General features: G+C 74.2%; 16 protein-coding genes. 4 read left to right on the plus strand and 12 right to left on the minus strand.

The genetic code is table 11. The features are described 5' to 3' along the window. From ITJ64_RS15610 to ITJ64_RS15630, 5 genes are all read right to left on the minus strand, one after another. Entirely contained in the window at positions 1–1,281 is a 1,281-nt protein-coding gene (locus ITJ64_RS15610) for a CDP-glycerol glycerophosphotransferase family protein (RefSeq protein ID WP_194681636.1), read from the minus strand. 125 nt (positions 1,282–1,406) lie between these two features. Further along, positions 1,407–2,282 carry a glycosyltransferase family 2 protein gene (locus tag ITJ64_RS15615; protein ID WP_194682187.1) on the minus strand — a complete coding sequence of 292 codons (876 nt, stop codon included), beginning with the start codon at positions 2,280–2,282 and terminating at the stop codon, positions 1,407–1,409. Next, entirely contained in the window at positions 2,279–3,085 is an 807-nt protein-coding gene (locus ITJ64_RS15620) for a CDP-alcohol phosphatidyltransferase family protein (protein ID WP_194681637.1), read from the minus strand. Before ITJ64_RS15620 ends, ITJ64_RS15615 begins: the two co-directional genes overlap by 4 nt. Before the next feature lie 2 nt (positions 3,086–3,087). Next, the gene (locus tag ITJ64_RS15625) at positions 3,088–4,200 is read right to left on the minus strand and encodes a glycosyltransferase family 2 protein (protein WP_194681638.1); all 1,113 of its coding nucleotides are present in this window, start codon (positions 4,198–4,200) and stop codon (positions 3,088–3,090) included. A 125-nt stretch (positions 4,201–4,325) separates the two neighbouring features. After that, complete coding sequence (locus ITJ64_RS15630) at positions 4,326–5,993, minus strand: S1C family serine protease (protein WP_194681639.1); 1,668 nt, start codon at positions 5,991–5,993, stop codon at positions 4,326–4,328. Between the two features lie 175 nt (positions 5,994–6,168). On the opposite strand from ITJ64_RS15630, the gene ITJ64_RS15635 reads away from it, so the two are divergent. Next, positions 6,169–7,362, plus strand: coding sequence for an aminotransferase class I/II-fold pyridoxal phosphate-dependent enzyme (locus ITJ64_RS15635; protein ID WP_194681640.1), 1,194 nt, complete (start codon positions 6,169–6,171; stop codon positions 7,360–7,362). A gap of 29 nt (positions 7,363–7,391) precedes the next feature. Here ITJ64_RS15635 and ITJ64_RS15640 read toward each other — a convergent pair whose 3' ends face one another. The 4 genes from ITJ64_RS15640 to ITJ64_RS15655 form a co-directional block, all read right to left on the minus strand. Further along, on the minus strand, positions 7,392–8,204 hold the full coding sequence (locus tag ITJ64_RS15640; RefSeq protein WP_194681641.1) for a carbon-nitrogen hydrolase family protein: 813 nt from the start codon (positions 8,202–8,204) through the stop codon (positions 7,392–7,394). A gap of 65 nt (positions 8,205–8,269) precedes the next feature. Continuing rightward, entirely contained in the window at positions 8,270–9,445 is a 1,176-nt protein-coding gene (locus ITJ64_RS15645; RefSeq protein WP_370545214.1) for a cytochrome P450, read from the minus strand. An 89-nt stretch (positions 9,446–9,534) separates the two neighbouring features. Further along, a complete protein-coding gene (locus ITJ64_RS15650) occupies positions 9,535–10,659 on the minus strand; it encodes an NAD-dependent epimerase/dehydratase family protein (RefSeq protein WP_194681643.1) in 1,125 nt (374 codons plus the stop codon). Then, complete coding sequence (locus ITJ64_RS15655) at positions 10,656–12,146, minus strand: F390 synthetase-related protein (protein ID WP_194681644.1); 1,491 nt, start codon at positions 12,144–12,146, stop codon at positions 10,656–10,658. Before ITJ64_RS15655 ends, ITJ64_RS15650 begins: the two co-directional genes overlap by 4 nt. 118 nt (positions 12,147–12,264) lie before the next feature. Between ITJ64_RS15655 and ITJ64_RS15660 the strand changes: the two genes are divergently transcribed. Continuing rightward, a complete protein-coding gene (locus tag ITJ64_RS15660; protein ID WP_194681645.1) occupies positions 12,265–13,032 on the plus strand; it encodes a GAP family protein in 768 nt (255 codons plus the stop codon). 206 nt (positions 13,033–13,238) lie between these two features. After that, the gene (locus ITJ64_RS15665) at positions 13,239–13,592 is read left to right on the plus strand and encodes a hypothetical protein (RefSeq protein WP_194681646.1); all 354 of its coding nucleotides are present in this window, start codon (positions 13,239–13,241) and stop codon (positions 13,590–13,592) included. Positions 13,593–13,623: 31 nt separating this feature from the next. Here ITJ64_RS15665 and ITJ64_RS15670 read toward each other — a convergent pair whose 3' ends face one another. Then, positions 13,624–15,291, minus strand: a complete 1,668-nt coding sequence (locus ITJ64_RS15670) for a hypothetical protein (RefSeq protein WP_194681647.1) — start codon at positions 15,289–15,291, stop codon at positions 13,624–13,626. Next, positions 15,288–16,523 (minus strand): sensor histidine kinase, encoded by a 1,236-nt coding sequence (locus tag ITJ64_RS15675; protein WP_194681648.1) that lies wholly within the window; start codon positions 16,521–16,523, stop codon positions 15,288–15,290. Before ITJ64_RS15675 ends, ITJ64_RS15670 begins: the two co-directional genes overlap by 4 nt. A gap of 92 nt (positions 16,524–16,615) precedes the next feature. On the opposite strand from ITJ64_RS15675, the gene ITJ64_RS15680 reads away from it, so the two are divergent. Further along, complete coding sequence (locus ITJ64_RS15680) at positions 16,616–17,401, plus strand: response regulator transcription factor (protein WP_194681649.1); 786 nt, start codon at positions 16,616–16,618, stop codon at positions 17,399–17,401. Positions 17,402–17,488: 87 nt separating this feature from the next. Here ITJ64_RS15680 and ITJ64_RS15685 read toward each other — a convergent pair whose 3' ends face one another. Further along, positions 17,489–19,042, minus strand: a complete 1,554-nt coding sequence (locus ITJ64_RS15685; RefSeq protein WP_194681650.1) for a family 14 glycosylhydrolase — start codon at positions 19,040–19,042, stop codon at positions 17,489–17,491. Positions 19,043–19,085: the final 43 nt, after the last annotated feature.

Genomic DNA, 19,085 nt, shown 5'->3' on the forward strand with positions numbered 1-19,085 from the left:
TCAGTCCCGCTCCTCGGCCTCGGCCTCGGTGTCACCCAGCGCGACCGGCTCGTCGCGCGCGTGCAGCGCCGCATTGCGCTCCCACTCCGCGAGCAGCTGCTCGATCGCCCCGTGGAACCGCGCCGTCGCCGCACCCGGCGTCGTGTCGCCGAAGTAGTGCCGCACCCACCGCCCGAGCCGCACGCCGGCGGCCGAGTCGTGCGAGAGCTCGTCGAGCCGCGCCCGCACCTGCGGCGCCTGCTCGACCGTCAGCCACTCGCAGTCCGAGAGGTAGCCGCCCATGTCGATCTGGGCCTCGGGCGAGACCGGCCGTGTGATCAGCAGCGGCTTGCCGGTGGCGAGCCGGTCGTAGACCATCGCCGAGACGTCGACGATCGCGATGTCGGCCGCCGCCAGCTGCCAACCGAGCTCGGCACCCGTGTCGTGCACGTGCTGCGCCGACGGGTCGGCCCGGTTCGCCGCGGCGATCAGCTGCACGATCTCACGGTTCGCGGCCGCGTAGGGCGGGTCGAGCACGCCGCTCCGAGGGTGCGGCCGGTAGATCAGCCGGTGCGCGGGCGAGGCGAGCACGTCGCGCACGAGGGCCACGCCGTGCGAGGCGATCGAGCCGTAGGCCGCCGCCGCGCGGTCGCCCTCCCAGGTCGGCGCGTAGAGCACGACAGTGCGCTCGTCGGGTGTGAACGGCGTGCGACCCGAGTAGTGGTCGGCCTGGGGCCGCCCGATCGGGAGGGCCCGCTTGTCGAAGTCGAAGTCCCAGAGCACCCGCTGCAGTCGCGCGATGGCAGCGTCGCCGGCCACGAGGCTGTAGTCGTAGGCCTTGAACTGGTTGGTGGTCATGTACATCTTGTCGCTCTCACCGTGATTGATGAACACGTGCCAGCGGCGGCCGTAGCGCATCATCTGGAAGTTGCGAGCGTTCTGGTTGACGTACAGCACGATCTTGAGCTCGTGCTCGCCGAGGAAGTCCTCGAGGTCGCGCACCGTGCGCACGTAGGCGACCGGCACCGGCGACTCCTCGAGCAGCGCACTCGTGCCCGCCGGGTTGCGGCTGAGGATCACGACGGGGTGGGTCTTGGCGAGCTCGGCCAGCGGCTCGTACCACTGCCGCAGCTGGTAGAGGTTCACCGGGCCGTCGGCGAAGTAGACGCCGATCTCGAACCGCCGGGTGGGCAGCGGGGCCCGCGACGCGAGCTGTCCGGCGAGCCGGCGGCGCACCGAGCGTGCTTTCACGAGGTCGCGGACGACGTTCCATCCGAGCTTCGCATCGTTCAGCAGTCCCACCCGTCAAGGCTAACGACGGCCTCCGGGGCCACCCCCCGAATCGGGGCCTTCCGGGGTGTTCTTTAGGCAATCGTGACCTTCATCACGTGTCGAGCGAGCGGATGCACGCACCGCCCGAGAGGCACTCAGACGATCGGCGGCCGACCGGCCCGCGCCATCCGCAGCACGGTGCGCCACGACATCGGCCGCCGCTCCCCCGCGTCGCTCCGCCAGCCCTCCGACCAGCCGCCGAACCAGGCCTTCAGCGCCGCCGGACGCCGCGCCCAGCGCAGCACCTGGATGCCCGTCCAGCTGCCCACGTACAGCGGCACCAGCACGGCCGGCAGGTTGCGCTTCGCGAGCCACACCCGGTTCCGCGCGTTCAGCCGGTAGTAGTACGAATGCCGCGTCGGCTCGATGGCCGGGTGGTTCGCGACCAGCCCGCCCTCGTACCAGGTGCGGAGCCCCTGGTCCCAGACCCGCCAGGCGAGCTCGATGCCCTCGTGGGCGTAGATGAACGGCGCCGCCCAGCCGCCCGTGCGGTCGAAGACGGCCCGCGGCAGCAGTGTCGCACCCTCCCAGACCGAGAACACGGGGCCCGACTCCTCGGGCGATCCCTTGCGGATGCGCGGCACCCACCGCCGCGGGTTCTCGCGCCCCTCGGGGTCGACCACCCGGGGCTGCAGCAGCCCGATCGACGGGTCGGCGCGCAGGAGCGCGATCGCGTCCGCGAGGAACGTGGCCGAGGGCAGCGAGGCGTCGTCGTCGAGGAAGAAGATGTACTCGCCCGTGACGACGGCCGCCCCGGCGTTGCGGCCGGCCGGGATGCCGACGTTCTCGGGCAGGGCGAGGGTTCGCAGCGCATCCGGAAGCCCCGTGGGCACCCAGCCGTTGCCGACGCAGACGATGTCGAGGTCGACGCCCTGCTGGGCGAGCAGCGACTCGGCGCCGCGGAGGAGGTCGGCCGGACGCGTGCCCTGGGTGAGCAGCACGACGCCCACGGTGGGGAGCCCGGTGCTCAGGAGCGCACCCGCTTGGAGGCCATGATCGCCACGAAGTGCCCCACCAGCGCGAGCAGCGACAGCGGCACCAGGGCGACGAGCAGGATGCGATCGGCGAGCACCCCGCCGATGAACAGCCCCACGACGGCGAACGCGAAGATCAGCATCGTCAGCTCGACCGAGTGGTAGAGGCGGTGGAACGGCACGAAGCGGGCGGCGCGGCGCAGGCGGGCGACGAGGGCCTGGGAGGGCTCGGACTCGCCCTTCTTGTCGGCCAGCTTGTCGAGCCCGGCGTTCGCGCGGGCGACGTGCACCATGTCGTTCAGCGCCTTGTTCAGCACGATGACGAGGGCCAGCAGGAGGCCGAGGGTCGTCCAGAGGAAGTCCTCGGGAGCCTCGAACGGGTAGCCGGCGGCCCGGATGCCGAGAGCGATCGGGATGAGCGACTCGGTCGTGTAGTGCCCGACCTTGTCGAGGAAAACGCCCGCGGGCGAGGACGTGCGGCGCCAGCGCGCGACCTCGCCGTCGCAGCAGTCGACGAGCATCTGCAGCTGCCCCAGCACCAGGGCGAGGGCTGCTCCGCCGATGCCCGGCACGAGCAGCGCGGCCGCCGTGGCCCAGCCGGTGAGGATCATCAGGCCGGTGACGCCGTTGGCCGAGATGGAGGTCTTCAGCAGCATCCACGTGACGTAGGGCGAGAGGCGGCGCAGGTACAGCGACGCCGTCCAGTGCTCGGCGTTGCGGCGGCCGCGCACCTCGGGGGGCTGCGCGACGGCCTTGAGCTCGGCGATCGAGGTCGGCCGGGCGGAGGGGGCGTGGGGCACGGTCACCTTCCCGTGTGCGCGGTGATGTTCTTCGTGAGCTTCAGGAATCCGAGGATGAAACCGAGGCCCCAGCTGAAATGGATGCAGGGCAAGACTACGAGAAACCAGGCTCCCGCGCGTGCGCCCTGGCTGCGCGCGGCGCCGAGGGCCGCGACCGCGACGAAGACGAGGTAGACCAGCGGCACGACGAAGCCTGCCGTCAGCACGGCGCCGACGGTGCGGGCCGTGTCGGTGCCGGCATCGCTCGCCGGCTCGCCTCCCGCGACCGCGAGCGTGACGAGCCCCGCGATGCCGAGCAGCAGGCCGAGCAGCGCGGCGGTGACCATCACCGGAGGCACGAAGTACTTCAGCGCGTTGGCCGTGAAGAAGCGGCGGGCGAGCTCGCCCCGCCAGAGCCCGGTCGAGAAGAACTGCCGCGCGAGACGCTCGAGCGAGGGCCGGGGCCGGTAGATCACCACGAGCCGGGGCGTGAACCAGACCGTGCCGCCCCCCTCGCGGAGGCGCCGGTTGAGCTCCCAGTCCTGGCCGCGTCGGATGTCCTCGTTGAACAGGCCGACCTTCGCCAGCCACTCGCGCTGGAACACCCCGAGGTAGACCGTCTCGGCCGGCCCTTCGACGCCGCCGACGTGGTGCGCCCCGCCGCCGAGCCCGGCCTTGGAGCCGTAGGCGTGGGCGACGGCCCGTTCGAACGCTGTCGTGCCCTCGGCCTTCATGATGCCGCCGACGTTCGCCGCGTCGGTGCGCAGCAGCGCCTCGACCGCGACCCGGGTGTAGTCGCGCGGCAGCAGCGAGTGGGCGTCGACCCGCACGACCACGGGGTAGCGCGAGGCGCCGATGGCGACGTTCAGCCCGCTGGGGGTCGACCCCGTGGGGTTCTCGATCACCCGGATGCGCGGGTCGACCGCCGACAGCCGCTCCACCAGCTCGGTGGTGCCGTCGATCGAGGGGCCGAGGGCGACGATGACGTCGAAGGGGCCGGCGTAGTCCTGGTCGAGCAGGCTCGCGATCGCGGCCTCGACGTGGGTGACCTCGTTCAGCACGGGCATCACGTAGGAGACGCCCGGCAGGCCGGGGTCGGCATGCTCGGGCGCCGCGGGGCCTGAGGGGTCGGTCATCGCATCCGCTCGTCGATCGTGGTGCAGGTCGCGCCGCCCACGACGACGGAAGGCCCGCCGCCGCTTCACAGCGACGACGAGCCTATCAGCCGGGTGTTCGGCAGCTGGGAGGAGGGGCGGATGCCCTAGCCGGCGAGCTCGCCGAGGGTGACGTCGACCGTCTGCGACTTGCCGTCGCGCACGAAGGTCAGCTCGGCACTGCCGCCCGCGGGCTGCGTGCGCACCAGCGCCGTGAGGTCGATGGAGTCGGTGACGGGCTGGCCGTTCAGGGCGGTGACGATGTCGCCCGCCTTCAGGCCCGCCGCCTCGGCCGCGCCACCGGAGGTGACGGAGTCGATGTAGGCGCCGCCCTGGGTGCTGTTCGGCTGCGACGCCGCGTCGGCCACCGAGGCGCCGAGCAGGCCGTGGGTGGCCTTGCCGTTGTCGATGATCTCGCCGGTGACGCGCTTGACGAGGTTCGCCGGGATGGAGAAGCCCACACCGATGTTTCCCGACTGGCCGCCGCTCTCGCTGCCGGAGCCGGCGCTCGCGATCGCGACGTTGATGCCGATCAGCTCGCCCTTGTCGTTCAACAGCGCACCGCCGGAGTTGCCCGGGTTGATGGCCGCGTCGGTCTGGATGACCGAGAGCGAGATGGACTGCTGCTGGGTGGGCGCCTGCTGCTCCTGCTGCGGGTCCTGGCCCGGGAGGTCGAAGTTCCAGAAGTCGTACGGGCCCTGCTCGCCCTGGTCGGGGCTCGGCTTCGTCTCGGTGTCCTCGGGAGCGGCGGAGGAGGCGACCGTGATGCTGCGGTTCAGCGCGCTGACGATGCCGTTGGTGACGGTGCCGTTCAGGCCGAGCGGGGAGCCGATGGCCACGGTCTGGTCGCCGACCTCGAGCTTGGAGGAGTCGGCGAACTCGATCGGGGTGAGATTCTTCGCGTCGGTCAGCTTGATCACGGCGAGGTCGGCGACCGGGTCGGTGCCGACGACGGTGGCGTTGTAGATCGTGCCGTCGTTGGCCTGCGCCTTGATCTCGGCGCTGCCGGTGGCACCGTCGAGGGTGACGACGTGGGTGTTGGTCACGACGTAGCCGTCGGCGGTGAGCACGACGCCCGAGCCGGTGCCGGCGGCCGAGTCGCCCGAGGCCGAGATGGTGACGACCGAGGGCGAGGCCTTCGCGGCGACCGCGGTGACGAGGTTGGCGTCATCGGGGTTGTTGACCGTGATGCTGGTGGGGCTCGAGGCCGAGTTCGACGAGTTGCCGCCGTTCTGGCTCACCACGAGGGCGGTGACGCCGGCACCCGAGGCGCCGCCGATCAGGGCGCCGATGGCGAGGGCCGCGATCAGCACGGGGCCGCCGCGGCGCTTCTTCGGCGCCTTGGGAGCCTTGTTCTGGTCGGCGTAGGCGCCGGAGGCCGCGTACATCGCGGAGTTGAAGTTCGGGTCGTGCGGCGCCGTCGCGTAGGGCTGCGTGCCGTTCGGCGGGGTGCCGAAGGAGCCGTTGCCGTAGTGGGCGGGCTGCACGGGCTGGCCCTGCGGGGCGGGGTAGGCCGGGGCGGCGGGCGGCGTGAACGCGGCGGGCTGCTGCGGGGCCTGGTACGGCGGCAGCGGGGTGGTGGCCTGCGTGGGGGTCGGCGACTGTGCCTGAGTCGTGGGCTGGGCCGGGGCGGCGGGCTGGGCCGGGACGATGGGAGGGACGACGGCGGTCGTGTCGTCGTGGTGGGTGGGCGCCGTCTCCGAGGCCGGAGCGTCGTGCTTCGGCTGCTGGTCGTCGGCCGGAATGCCCTCGGGGTTCTCGGTGCTCTCTGACATGTGGTGCTCCTTCCAAGCACTCGCTAGCATCCTCACCCAAACTGGGCGTTCTCTATGACCAGGCTGTGCGCAGACTGCCGTGTGCTTATGACGACCCTAGGAAGGCCGTCCGGCCGATGATCGAGCATCCCCCTCGCAGCCCGGAACGGCACCCCCGTGGCGGTAGGTTCTAAGGATGACCCTCACCGGATCCTGGCAGCGCACCGCCCGAGGCGCCGGACTCCTGGCCCCCGACGGCCGGATCGCCTCGACCATCTTCGCCGAGATGAGCGCCCTCGCCGCCTCGACCGGCGCGATCAACCTCGGCCAGGGCTTCCCCGACCAGGACGGACCGGCCGAGGTGCTCGAGGCCGCCCGCCGCGCCATCGCCGACGGCGTGAACCAGTACCCGCCGGGCCCCGGACTGCCGGTGCTGCGCGAGGCCGTCGCCGCCCACCAGGAGCGCTTCTACGCGATGACCGTCGACCCGGCCGAGGTGCTCGTCACCGCGGGGGCGACCGAGGCGCTGGCCGCGACCATCCTTGCGCTCGTCGACGACGGCGACGAGGTCGTCACGCTCGAGCCCTTCTACGACGCCTACGGCGGCCTGATCGCCCTGGCCCGCGGCCGGCACGTCACGGTGCCGCTGCGCGGCCACGACTTCCTGCCCGACCACGACGAGCTGCGGGCGGCGGTCACCGACCGCACGAAGGTCATCCTCGTCAACAACCCGCACAACCCCACCGGCACCGTGCTGCCCCGCGAGACGCTCGAGCTGATCGTCGAGCTGGCCCACGAGCACGACGCGATCATCGTCACCGACGAGGTCTACGAGCACCTCGTCTTCGACGCTCCGCACATCCCCGTGGCGTCGCTGCCGGGCGCCCGCGAGCGCACCGTCACCATCTCCTCGGCCGGCAAGACCTTCAGCGTCACCGGCTGGAAGATCGGCTGGATCGTCGCCCCGCGCGAGATCGTCACGGCGATCCTCGCGGTGAAGCAGTTCCTGACCTTCGTGAACGGCGCGCCGTTCCAGCCGGCGGTCGCCGTGGGCCTCGGCCTGCCCGACTCCTTCTTCACCGGCATCGCCTCGACCCTGAGGGCCAAGCGCGACCTGCTCTCGCAGGGGCTCGTGAAGGCGGGCTTCGACGTCTCGTCGCCCCGCGGCACCTACTTCGTCGTCGCCGACGCCGCGCCGCTCGGCTACGCCGACGCGCGGGTGCTCTGCCGTGAGCTGCCGTCGCTCGCCGGTGTGGTCGGCGTGCCGATCAGCGCGTTCTGCCACGACGACCTGGCGGGCGAGTACGCCTCGCTCGTGCGCTTCGCGTTCTGCAAGAAGACCGAGGTGCTCGAGCGCGCCGCGGCGCAGCTCGCCCGGCTCGGCCGCTAGGCAGCCTGGCGGCGGTGCCGCTGGTGGGGCTAGACCCTCGGCACCACGTCGAAGCGGCGGAGCGCCAGCGCGGGATTGACCCGCCGCACCTCGTCGATGCGGGCCGGGTCGACCCAGGCCACGGCCACGTCCTCCCGCTCCCCCAGCGAGGCGATCGTGACGCCCATCGGGTCGACCACGAGGCTCGCCCCCACGCCGATCGGCGGCGTCTGGTCGGCCGCCGCGACGTAGATCGTGTTCTCGAGGGCGCGCGCGGTGACGAGGCTGCGCCAGTGGTGCTCCTTCAGCGGCCCGCGCACCCACTCGGCCGGCACCGCCACGAGGTCGGCCCCGGCGTCGACCAGCCGGCGCGTCACCTCCGGGAAGCGGATGTCGTAGCAGGTCTGCAGCCCGATCGTCACGCCCTGGATCGAGAACGTCTCGGGTTCGGCGATCCGCCCGAGCTCCACCCAGTCGCTCTCCTGCGCCCCGAAGGCGTCGTAGAGGTGCAGCTTGCTGTAGGTCGCCACGAGTCCGTCCACAGGGTCGATCGCGACGAGGCGGTTGGCGAAGCGGTCCTCCTGCGCGGAGGTGGCCACGAGACCGGCGACCAGGTGCACGTCGAGCTCGCGGGCGAGGGCGGCGAGGGCCGCCACGAAGGGGCCGTCGACGGGCTGGGCGTGCTCGAGCATCCGCTCGCCGAGGGGGTCGACGAAGAAGGAGGAGTACTCGGGGAAGACCACGAGCGAAGCGCCGCGCTGGGCCGCTCGACGGGCGAGGCGCTCGATGGCGGCGAGGTTCGCGTCGGTGTCGTCACCCGGGGCGAACTGCGCGACGGCCACGCCGAAGCCGGGGGCCGTCATGCCCGGGCCGCCTCGACGGGTCGGGCTTCGAGACCGGTGTTCAGCACTGCACGCATGCCTCGACCCTACCGCCGGGTGCGGGCGACCGTCGGGGTGGCGAGGGTGAGCGAGCGGTAGGCCGGGATGAGTGCCCCCCGCTGCGCCCGACGCCCCGTGATCGTCAGCGGGGCGACGGCGTGCGCGTCGAGCACCGCGCCGATCGTGCGCTGGATCTGCGCCATCGCGAGCGGCGCCCCGAGGCAGAAGTGCGCCCCGGCGCCGAACCAGAGCTGCTTCAGCGACGCCGCCGGGTTGCCGATCGGGTCGAAGCGCCCGGCGCCGCGGTTCGCGAGGAACGTGGCCAGCACGAGGCGGTCGCCCGGATGCACGGCCTCCTCCCCCACGTGCGCCGCCCGTTCGACGCTCCGCAGCATCACCGGCGACGGCGTCGTGACCCGCAGTCCCTCGCCGATCGCGGCGTCGAGCAGCGTTCGGTCGTGGGCGAGCACGTCGAGCCAGCCGGTGTCGGCGAGGATCGCGACCAGCCGCGGCAGGTACGAGACGAGCGTCTCCGTGCCGGTGAGCACGAAGGCGCCGACCGCGCCCATCGCCTCCTCCTCCGAGAGCCCGAGGCCGCGCATCCGCCCGGGGAGGGTCTCGTGGGCGGCGGCGAGGTCGCCCTCGGCCGGTGCCTCGGCTTCGCGATAGGCCCGTCGGGCGTGCCGGGTCAGCTCGTCGAGCACCTCGCGGGCCTCGGCGATCTGCGCCGGCGTGAAGCGGGGCCGGGCGAGCGAGACGAAGCCGGTGATCGCGGAGACCCGGGCGAACAGCTCCTCGCCCATCACACCGCGGTCGAGGCCCACCAGGCGGCTGATCACCTGCCCGGCGTACTCGCGCACCTCGGCGACCAGGTCGACCGGCTCGCCCGCCACCAGTCGCCCGGTCAGACGGTCGGCGCCCTCCCCGATGGTCTCCTCGGTGAGCGCGCCCACGAAGGCCGGGGCGAACAGCGGGGCCAGCCGCCGGCGCAGGGCGGCGTGGTCGGCGCCCTCCATGTTGAGCAGCACCGAGGGGCCGAGCACCGGCGTCCACAGCTCGGCCGAGGAGCCGGGGCCGGTCTTCGTGAAGCTCTCGGTGTCGAGCAGCACGGCCCGCAGCAGGGCGGCGTCGGAGACGATCACGCCGATGCGCGGCACCCTCAGCGTGGGGCGCGTGATCCGCGCCAGCAGGGGGTAGGCGAGCGGATGCGCGGTGCGCTGCACCCGTTCCTCCCAGCGTCGCTCGGCGCCCGGTGTGACTCCCGGCACGTGCCGCAGGGGCGTCGGCCCGGGTTCCGAACGGGCACCCGGGATCACGGGCGCACCTCGGAGGGGACGACCTCGCCGGAGCGGGCGGCGGCGCGGGCAGAGGTGCGGGCGGCGGCGAGGCCGGCGATCACGCGCTCCAGGCCCTCGCGGGTCGGCACCAGCGGGGCGCCGAGCACGGCGCGGGTCGCGGTGTCGTCGAAGGTCGTCGAGAAGGCGTACACGATGACCGAGTATCTCGTGATCGGGGGCTCGCCGGGGCGGCGGGCAAGGCGCCAGGCGAACTCGACCCCGCGCGCGGCGGCGAGGGCGACCCGGCGCGGCACCCGGCGGCGGGGCGCGGGCATGCCGGCGGCCTCGACCATCCGTCGCACCACGCTCTGCAGCTCGACGGCCTCTCCCCCGGTGACCACGAGGGTGCGGCCGGCGGCGCCGGGGCGGGTGGCGGCGCGCACGAGCTGCTCGACGAGGGTGTCGATGTGCACGAGATCCGAGAGCACGGGCGAGGGCGTGCCGAACTCGGGCAGGCGCCCGGCGGCCGCCGCTGCGAGCACGCGCGGCAGCAGTGTGGTGTCGCCCGGGCCGAAGACCGCGCGCGGGCGCAGCACGACCCACTCGCCCCGGTGGCGGCGCACGAGGTCCTCGGCGGCGGCCTTCGTGGCGGCGTAGCGGCTGATGAACGGCGGATGCGCGGCGGCGTCCGAGGGGATGCCGAGCTGGTCGGCGGCCCGCGTCAGCACCGAGGCGCTCGAGACGAAGACCACCCGCGGCGGCGCCGGGAGCCGGGCCGCGTAGGCGAGCACGGTGGCGGTGAGGCCGACGTTCTCGCGCTCGAACTCGGCGCGGGTGCCCCACGGGGAGCTGCGGGCGGCGGCGTGCACGATCACGTCGGGGGCGGGCAGGGCGTCGAGCGCGGCGGCGGCCCCGGGGGACGCGAGGTCGAGCACGCGGTAGCCGGTGGCGGAGGCCGGGCGGCGGCCGACGCCGATCGCGTCGAAGGCGGGGTCGCGGTGGAGGCGGGCCAGCAGGGCGCCGCCGACGAAGCCCGACGCGCCGGTCACGAGCACGCGGAGGGGCGGCCTGCCGGTGCCGCTCGTGCGGGCGGTGCCCTCGGTGCCCTCGGCGGCTTCGTTGCCGTTTCCTGCGCCCGATCCGGTTCCGGCGGCGGTCACGGTGACTCCCGCACGATGCGGCGGAGCTTGACGGCCGGGTCGCGCGGCGTCCACGGGTCGTGCTCGATCGTGGCCGAGCATCCGGCCGTGTCGAAGACCTCGCCCAGAGCCCGGTCGACCGCCTCGCGCGCGCTGTCGCCCGGGGCCCGGCCCGGCCCGTCGGCGGTGGAGCCTGCCGCGGGGACGTCGAGCGCGACGTGCACCGTCGTGCCCCGCTGGGTCACGCGCCAGTCCGCGAAGGCGGCCGACTCGAGGGCGAACGCGCGCCGCAGCACGTCGGGGAACACCTCGACCAGCCGCGACCCGTCGACCGCCGGCAGCCGGAGCACCGCGTCGGCCCGGCCGTCGACTCCCGCAAGCACCGTCGTGACGCGTCCGCAGGCGCAGCGCTCCGGGGCCGCCGGATCGACCCGCAGCACGTCGTCGAGGCGGTACCGCGCGATGATCTGCGTGCGCCGCTCGAGGTCGGTGACCACCGGCACGAAGCGCGTGCGCCCGGCGTCGAGCCACTCCCGGTCGAACCGCACCGTCTCCTCGGCGAGATGCAGTGCGCCCGCGTCGCACGGCAGCGCGAGCAGCCCCTCGGTCGCCTGGTAGACCTGCCGCGGCCGCACGCCCCACGCCGCCTCGATGCGCTCGGCGGTCTCGGGCTCGAGCACCTCGGCCACCGACACCACGAGCCGGGGCGCCGCGATCCCGGCCGTGGCCGACGCCTGCGCGAGCGCATCGAGAACGGATGCCGGACCCACCAGCACCGTCACGCGGCCCGCCCCGGCCAAGCGCTGCACGAGCGCCTCGAACGGCTCGGTCAGGTCGTAGTAGGCGAACCGCACCCGCGAGCTCGCCACGGATTCGTAGAGTCCGCCGCCCGCCCGCAGGAAGAACGCGATCGTCACCGGCGGGCGCCACGGCTGCAGGAGCTGGGCCACGGCGGCCCGGTCGAGGACGCGGGCGAGCACGGTGCCGGCCCAGAGCATCCGTTCTCGAGGACTGACGAGGAAGGCCCCGCGCCGCCCCGAGGTGCCGCTGGACAGCCCGACGGTGAGGTCGCCGGCGACCGTCGGCGTGAAGTCGCGCGAGCGCTCGGCCGCCTGGGCCGCGGCGAGTGCCTCGGTCAGCCGCACCCCGCGGGTGTTCATCGCGTCGAAGTGCTCGAGCAGGGCGGTCTTGTCGGTGACCGGGAAGTCGCGGGCGCGGCGGCCGGCCCAGTACGGGGCGCGACGGGCACGACGCACGAAGGCGCGCATCCGTCGCCGCTGCCAGACCTCGAAGCGGTGCCGGCTCGGGAAGCGGTAGCCCCAGCGGGCCCGGACGAAGCGGGCGACGAGCAGCGCGCGCAGCAGCGACTGATTCGCGGTGCCGCGTGCACGACCGCGGATGCTCCCGCCTGTGCTGCGGCCCGTGCTCCCGGCTGCGCTCCCGCCTGTGCTGCGGCCTGCGCTCCCGCCTGCGCTCCCGCCTGTGCTGCCGCCCGTGCTCCCGCCCATCCCGACAGACTACGCAGGGGGCCGCCGCGGTCGCGATGCCGTGCCGGGCGCGGTGGCCGACGGCGCTGCTCCCGGGACGGCGCTGCTCCCGGGACGGCGCTGCTCCTAGACTGACCGCATGGCGGCGATCATCGGGCATCTCCTCCCGCTCGCGCTCGGGGTGGCGCTGAGCTCGGTGCCGATCGTGGTGATGGTGCTGATCCTGCTGTCGCCGCGGAGTCGCTGGTCGGCGCTCGCCTACCTGATCGGCGCGGCCGTAGGGCTCACCGGGCTGACGGCGCTGTTCACGGCCATCGCGTCGCTGCTGCCGCCGGTGCCGCCGGCCGAGCCGAACCCGCTGATCGCGACCATCGAGCTCGTGATCGGGGCGGCGCTGCTCGCGCTCGCGGTGGTGCGCTTCGCCCGCGCGCGCCGCCGCGCCCGCGCCCGCCGCCTCGCTGCCGCGGGCCTCGCCGCCGGTCCCACCGAGGGGCACGCGGATGCCGCCGCCGATAGCGCCGACGCGGTCGGGGGGCCCGCCGATGCGCCCGCGCCGCCCGCCTGGATGACGCGGCTCACCTCGCTCGGGCCCGTGCCGTCGCTCGGGGTCGGCTTCGTGCTGATGCTGCGGCCGAAGAACCTGCTGCTGACGCTCGCGGCCGGTGTCGCGATCACCGCGGGCGGCGCCCCGTTCGGAGACCAGGTCGTCGCGGTCGCGGTCTTCGTCGTGCTGGGCATCTCGACGCTGGCGGTGCCGATCCTCGTCGCGCTGGTCGATCCCGCCCGCACGCTCGGCCCCCTGCGCGAGCTCCGCGACTGGATCGCGCGCAACAGCTCCACCGTCACCACGGTCGTCCTCCTGGTGCTCGGCACGGTCATCATCGGCAGCGGCCTCACGCGCTTCTGATCCGGCCGCGGCCGGCCGGCCGAGCCACCACCGCGGGGTTCGCACACCGCCGTGTGACCACCCGTCACGGTCCACCCCAAAGCGGGGCAACCTGCACCGCGCCGGCTCGCCGGGCCGAGCCACGCGCCTAGGCTTCCCGCAGCGGGGCCGTCGGCACCGCGACGAGACGGAGGAACCGTGACCGTGCACCATCCCGAGGCCGCCGCATGAGCATCCGGAACCCCGACCCCACCGCCCTGACCGCCCGCGCCCGCCGGCTCGCCCTGCCCGCGGCGCTGCTCTGGGTGGCGCCGCTGATCGCCCTGGTGGCCGTCGTCGTGGCCGCGCCGCAGCTGCTCGGATCGCCCCTCGTGATCGTGCTGCTCGCCGCACTCGTCGCCTCGATGGCACTGGGTGTCGTGGGCCTCGTCGTCGCCGTGCGCGCCGTGCGGGCCGACGGGGAGTTCGACCTCAACGCGCGGTCGACGAAGATGGCGATCTCGGCCGGATCCTCGGCGATCGCCGCCGCGCTGCTGTTCGCGCTGACGCTCACGCTCGCGCTGCTCACCCGCGCGGCCTGAACGGCGCGGGGCGGGCCGCACCGCCGGTGCCTCAGGCCAGCTCCACCACCACGAGTGCCCGGCCCGTGCCGAGGTCGATCGTGTGCCGCCCGAGCCGCGTGAACAGCGGCCACACGGCCGGGTCGATCGCCCGACGGTGCGTGCCCGCGAGCGCGAACGCGATCGCCGGAGGCGCCCCCGCCCCCGGCCGCGACGGCACCAGCGTGAGGTCGAGCGCCGGGGCCGACGGCGGCGCGGTCGCCACCAGCAGCCACACCAGCGCCAGCACCAGCTGCCGCTGCTCGGTGCCGAGCCGCGCGGCGAGCAGCGAGGGGTCGACGATGCGCACCACGTCGCCGAGATGCTCCGACTCCGAGACGGCGAGCTGCAGCCAGGTCTGCTCGTGGTCGGCCAGCAGGGCGAGCCGCAGCCCGTCGCCGAGCTGAGCGGCGGATGCGGCCGTCTCCGCGTCGATCGCCCGCCCGGCCGGCAGGGCCGCGACCCCGGCCAGCAGTCGCTCGGCGTCGCCGTCGAGGCGCCGCAGTTCCGAGGCCGCGAGCACCCCGTGCCCGAGCGCCGGCGCGGTGACGAGGCTGCCGGTGACCGCCTGGTCGATCGTGCGGCCGAGGTAGCGGTCGGCCGCCTGGATCATCGACACCCCGGCGAGCACCGGTGCCAGTCCGAGCAGCAGCCCGGTCACGCTCGTGGCCAGGGTGTCCGGCCCGCTCGCCAGCCCGGCCAGCACCGAGCCACCGCCGACCGCGGCGAGCACCACCGTGCCCACCACGCTCCAGCGCAGCGGCTGCCGCGGCAGGCAGGCGATCAGGCAGGCGCCGAAGCCGATCGTGGCGGTCGGGTACATGCGTCCGTCACCGTCGAGCAGGAAGGCGCCGAGGTCGAGCACCATCGCGGCGAAGCCCGAGGCCGTGACCAGCAACGACAGGCGCGCCGGGAGGATGCCCCCGAGCAGCCGGGCCGCCACGAACGACGCGGCGAAGGTCACGATCAGGAGCCCCCACGCCACGAGCGACAGCCAGCGCCACGACCCGTCGGTCAACGACCAGCCGAGCGACGCCAGCCCGCGGATCAGCAGCAGCACCGCGAACAGGTTGAACCCCAGCCCCAGATACCCGGCACTGAGATTGCGGTCACGACGGATGCGCGCCCGCAGCCGCCCCCGGGCCTCCGGCCCCCCGCGCATCCCGGCCACCAGCTGCGCCAACGACCCGGCCCGCCCGGCGCCCGCCTCCTCCCCGGCACCGCCGCCCCCGGCAGCCCCGGCCCCGGCAGCGCCTGCCGCGGTGGACGCGGCGTCGCCACGGGTCGCGGTGGGCACGGTGGCGTCGAGACCCGACGCGTCAGCGGACCCGGCGGCGGTGCGACCCGACGCGTCAGCGGACCCGGCGACGGTGCGAACCGACGGGTCGGCGGGCGCGGCGGCGGGGCGACCCGACGCGTCAGCGGGCCCGGCGGCGGGGCGACCCGACGCGTCAGCGGGCCCGGCGACGGTTCGAACCGACGCGTCAGCGGGCCCGGCGACGGTTCGAACCGACGCGTCAGCGGGCCCGGCGGCGGGGCGACCCGACGCGTCGGCGGGCGCGGCGGCGGCGCGAACCGACGGGTCGGCGGGTCCGGCGGCGGTGCGAACCGACGCGTCGGCGGGCCCGTGGGCTCCCGGAGCCGGCGGGTCGGCGGGGGTCGCGGGGCGGCGGGGGGTCATCGCGGGACCTCGAGGAGCACCGTGGTGCCGCGCCCCGGCGACGCGAAGACGCGCAGCGAGCCACCGGCCGCGGCGAGCCGCGAGCCGATGGTCGCGATGGCCGCCTCAGCGGGCGAGACGGGGGCCGGAGGCACCGCCGCCGCGAAGCCCTGGCCGCCGTCGGTCACGACCGCGCGCAGCACGGTGTCGTCGCCGCTCAGCGTCACGTCGGCCGCCCGCACTCCCGAGTGGCGTCGCACCGTCTCGAGCGAGTCGGCGACGGCGGCCACGAGGGCGGCGCGGCGCTCGGGGGCCGCCGGCCCGGTGTCCTCGCCGTGCCAGGTCGCCTCCAGGCCGTGCACCCGGCACCAGGCGCGCACCGTCACCCAGGGGTCGACCAGGGCGGTCGCCGTGGCGGCGGCCGTGAGACCGACGGCGGGCCGAGCATCCGGAGTCTCATCGCGCTGACCCCCCAGGGTGCCCTCGGTGCGCAGCTGCGCGAGGAGGGCGCTGTCGTTCGCGGCCTGGGCCCGGAGCGTCTCGGGCGGCACCCCCTGCCCGGAGTGCGCGATCAGGGTGAGGGTCGCGAGCACGGTGTCGTGCATCATGCGGGCGCCGTAGCGCAGCTCGGCCTCCGTCTCGGTGGAGCGGCGCTCGGCGGCATAGCTCTCCTTCAGCCGCGCCTGGCCGATCTCGGCCTGCCGGGCGCTGCGGGCGAGCCAGAGACCGGCGCCGAGCATCGCCGTCCAGCCGCCGACGATCGCGAGCACGACGAACGCCGCGCGCCCGGTCGGGGCCGTGACCACCCAGGCGAGCACGCTGACGGGCAGCACCGTCACCGCCACGATCAGCCCGAGGGCACGCAGCTCGGCCACCGCGACGAAGAGCGACGGCACCGCCATCGACGCCAGCGCGGTGACGGTGGCCAGCGTGGGGTTGTCGTCGACCTGCGCCCCCGGCAGGAGGAAGGTGCCGAGCGTGCCGAGGGCGGCGCAGTAGGTCAGCGCCACCACGAGCCGGCCGTTCCGCGGCGTCAGCACGAAGAAGCCCACCGTCATCAGGAGCATGCCGACGAGCGACGGGAGGAAGGCCCCGATGCGCTCGTGCTCGGGCGCCGCGAGGTTGACGGCGGCGCAGACGGTCGCGATGATGCCGAAGCGGCGGGCGCAGACGATGCCGAGCCGCAGGTGCTCGCCGGAGCCCGGCGCCTCCGGCACGGAGGGCGCCTCCGGGGCCGGGACGGGGATCACCATCTGTCGAAGATAGCGCGGTGGACGCGGTCCTCCGGCGATTGCCCCGGAAGGGGGGACCGTGGGGCGATGGGCGGCGTGGGAGGCTTGCCTCCATGGCCCGGGACGTTGTGCGCATCGCGATCGTCGACGACCACCGGATGCTCCTGACCGCCCTGACCGAGTGGATCAAGTCCGCGGCCGACGACATCGCGTGCGTCGCGGCGGTGACGACGTGGCCGGAGCTGCTCGCGCATCCGCAGTTCCCGGTGGACGTCGTGCTGCTCGACCTCGACCTGAAGGACAACCTGCCCGTCTCGATCAAGCTCCGGGCCCTCGACACGGCCGGGGTGAAGACCGTGATGATGAGCACGTACTCGGAGCCGGCCGTGGTGCGGGAGGCTCTCGCGGCCGGCGCCCACGGGTACATCGTGAAGAGCGAGGGCGCCGAGACGATCGTCGTCGCGATCCGGCTGGCGCTGGCCGGCAGCCGCTTCGTGTCGCCGCTCGTGGGGCTGCAGCTGGATGCGGCTCCCGCACTGGCGAAGCTGAGCGCGCAGGAGCGGCGGGTGATGGCGCTGTACGGCTCGGGCGAGTCGGCGAAGCGCATCGCGACCGTGCTGCAGATCACCGAGCAGACCGCGAAGTCGCACCTGAAGCGCCTGCGGGCGAAGTACCGCTTGGCGGGCATCGACGTCGGCTCGAAGGTGGCGCTCCGCAACCAGGCCATCCGCGACGGCCTCATCCTCCTCGACGACACGGGCCGCACCCCCACGGCGGCCACCGCCACCCCCGCCGACGCCGACGTGGACGGGGACGACCTCGACCTCGAAGCCATCGACGCCCTCGCCGCCACCGAGGACCTCGACGACCTGGACGCCGACCCCGCCGCCCGTCGCTGACAGCGCCGCCTGCGACGCCTGCGCCGACGCGGGCGGGCGGGCTCGGCCGCACACCCGCCCCCGCCGCCCCCGCCCCCGCCGCACCCGTCAGTGGAAGTCGCGCAGGAACCGCTCGAACTCGCTCCGGCCCGCCGCACCCGGCCGCGACACGTCGTCGATGCGCAGCACCGTCAGCCCGCGATACACCGACGGCGACCCGGCGAACGCGTCGCGGATGTGCGACCATCCCACGCTCGACGGCGACCCCGCTCCCCCGAGGCTCGACGCCAGGGCGTTCTCGCCCTTCAGCGTGATGTGCGCCCGGGTGGCCGCCGACCCGACCCACGTCACGAGGGAGGCCGCGTCGGAGTAGGCGTGGTCCGATCCGTCCCACTCCCGCCCGTCGGGCATCTCGAGCGCCGTGAAGTGCAGCGTGATCGGATGCGTCGGCACCGACACCCCGTCACCCGTCGTCTCGAGCTCGCGCACGAGCCCCATCACGCCGTCGTAGCCGTGACCCGTCGAGGCGTCGTTGTAGGCCTGATCGGTGTGCACGAGCCCCGCCGCGATCTCGGGCACCCGCCGCATCGGGCTCGTCGCCATGGTCTGCCAGTGCACCCCGGGCACCTTGAAACCGAGCGGCACGGCCGCGAACGGCCCGTCGAAGGCGCGGATGGCCTCGACCATGATGTCGTGCCCGTGCGACAGCAGGCTCTCGCTGTACCAGCGGGTGAAGTCGCGCCCATACTGCAGCGACGCGTACGACCCCGAGGTGATGAAGCGGTCGTGGTCGGTGGGCGGGGTGATGGCCGAGTACGTCAGGCCCGGGATGGCCCACGCCGACCCCACCCCCGCCACCGAGCCGTACTTCGCGACGGCCCAGTCGGCGAAGTCGCGCACGGCCGTGTCGGTGTAGCTCTGGAAGGTGCCGCGGTTCGGGTAGGCCGCCGGTCGGCCGGGCACCGTGTCGTCGTGGTGGGCGTAGGACGGGTAGCGCAGCTCGCCGGCCGGCCCGGTGCCGATCGTGATCTCCTGGATGCGCCCGCGGTAGTCGGTGGTGCCGCTGCTGTAGTGGTCTTCGAACGCGTTCATGAAGTCGCGCATGTCGACCAGTGCCCGGTCGACGCCGATGCCCCACGGCGCCACCGTCTCGCGGTTCGTGTTGCCGTACTCGCTGCGGTAGAAGTCGTCGACCGGGGCGCTCGCGCACGGGCCGTAGATGCCGCAGATCTGGTACGGATCCCACACCCAGGACGGGACGGGGATGGTCTTGCAGGCGTCGTCGACGTTGCCGCCGCACTGGTGGAACGACATCATCGGCACGAGGTCGAGGCCCGCCGAGGTCGCCGCCTTGAACAGCTTGTCGTAGTAGCCCCAGTCGAACCCGCCGCGCGTGGGCTCGGCCTTGCCCCACCAGACGTCGACCGCCAGCGCGTCGACCCCCTGGGAGTCGGCGACGGCGAGCGAGGCGGTGAAGGCCCGCCAGTCGGGGCCGTCACTCGCCCAGTCCTCGACGAACAGGGGTGCCATGACGTTCACCGTCGAGGCGGCCCCGGGAGCGGCCGAGGCCGGTGGGGCGGGGGCCGTCGACGTGAGGCCGGCGGTCAGAAGGGCGGTGGCCGCGAGTGAGAACCCCACGCGGGAGAGGATGCGAGTTGCCATCCCCCCACGCTAGGGACGCGGAGCCACCGCCCTACCTGAGTAC

It is taken from the genome of Herbiconiux sp. VKM Ac-1786, from assembly GCF_015350805.1.
Taxonomy (GTDB): Bacteria; Actinomycetota; Actinomycetes; order Actinomycetales; family Microbacteriaceae; genus Herbiconiux.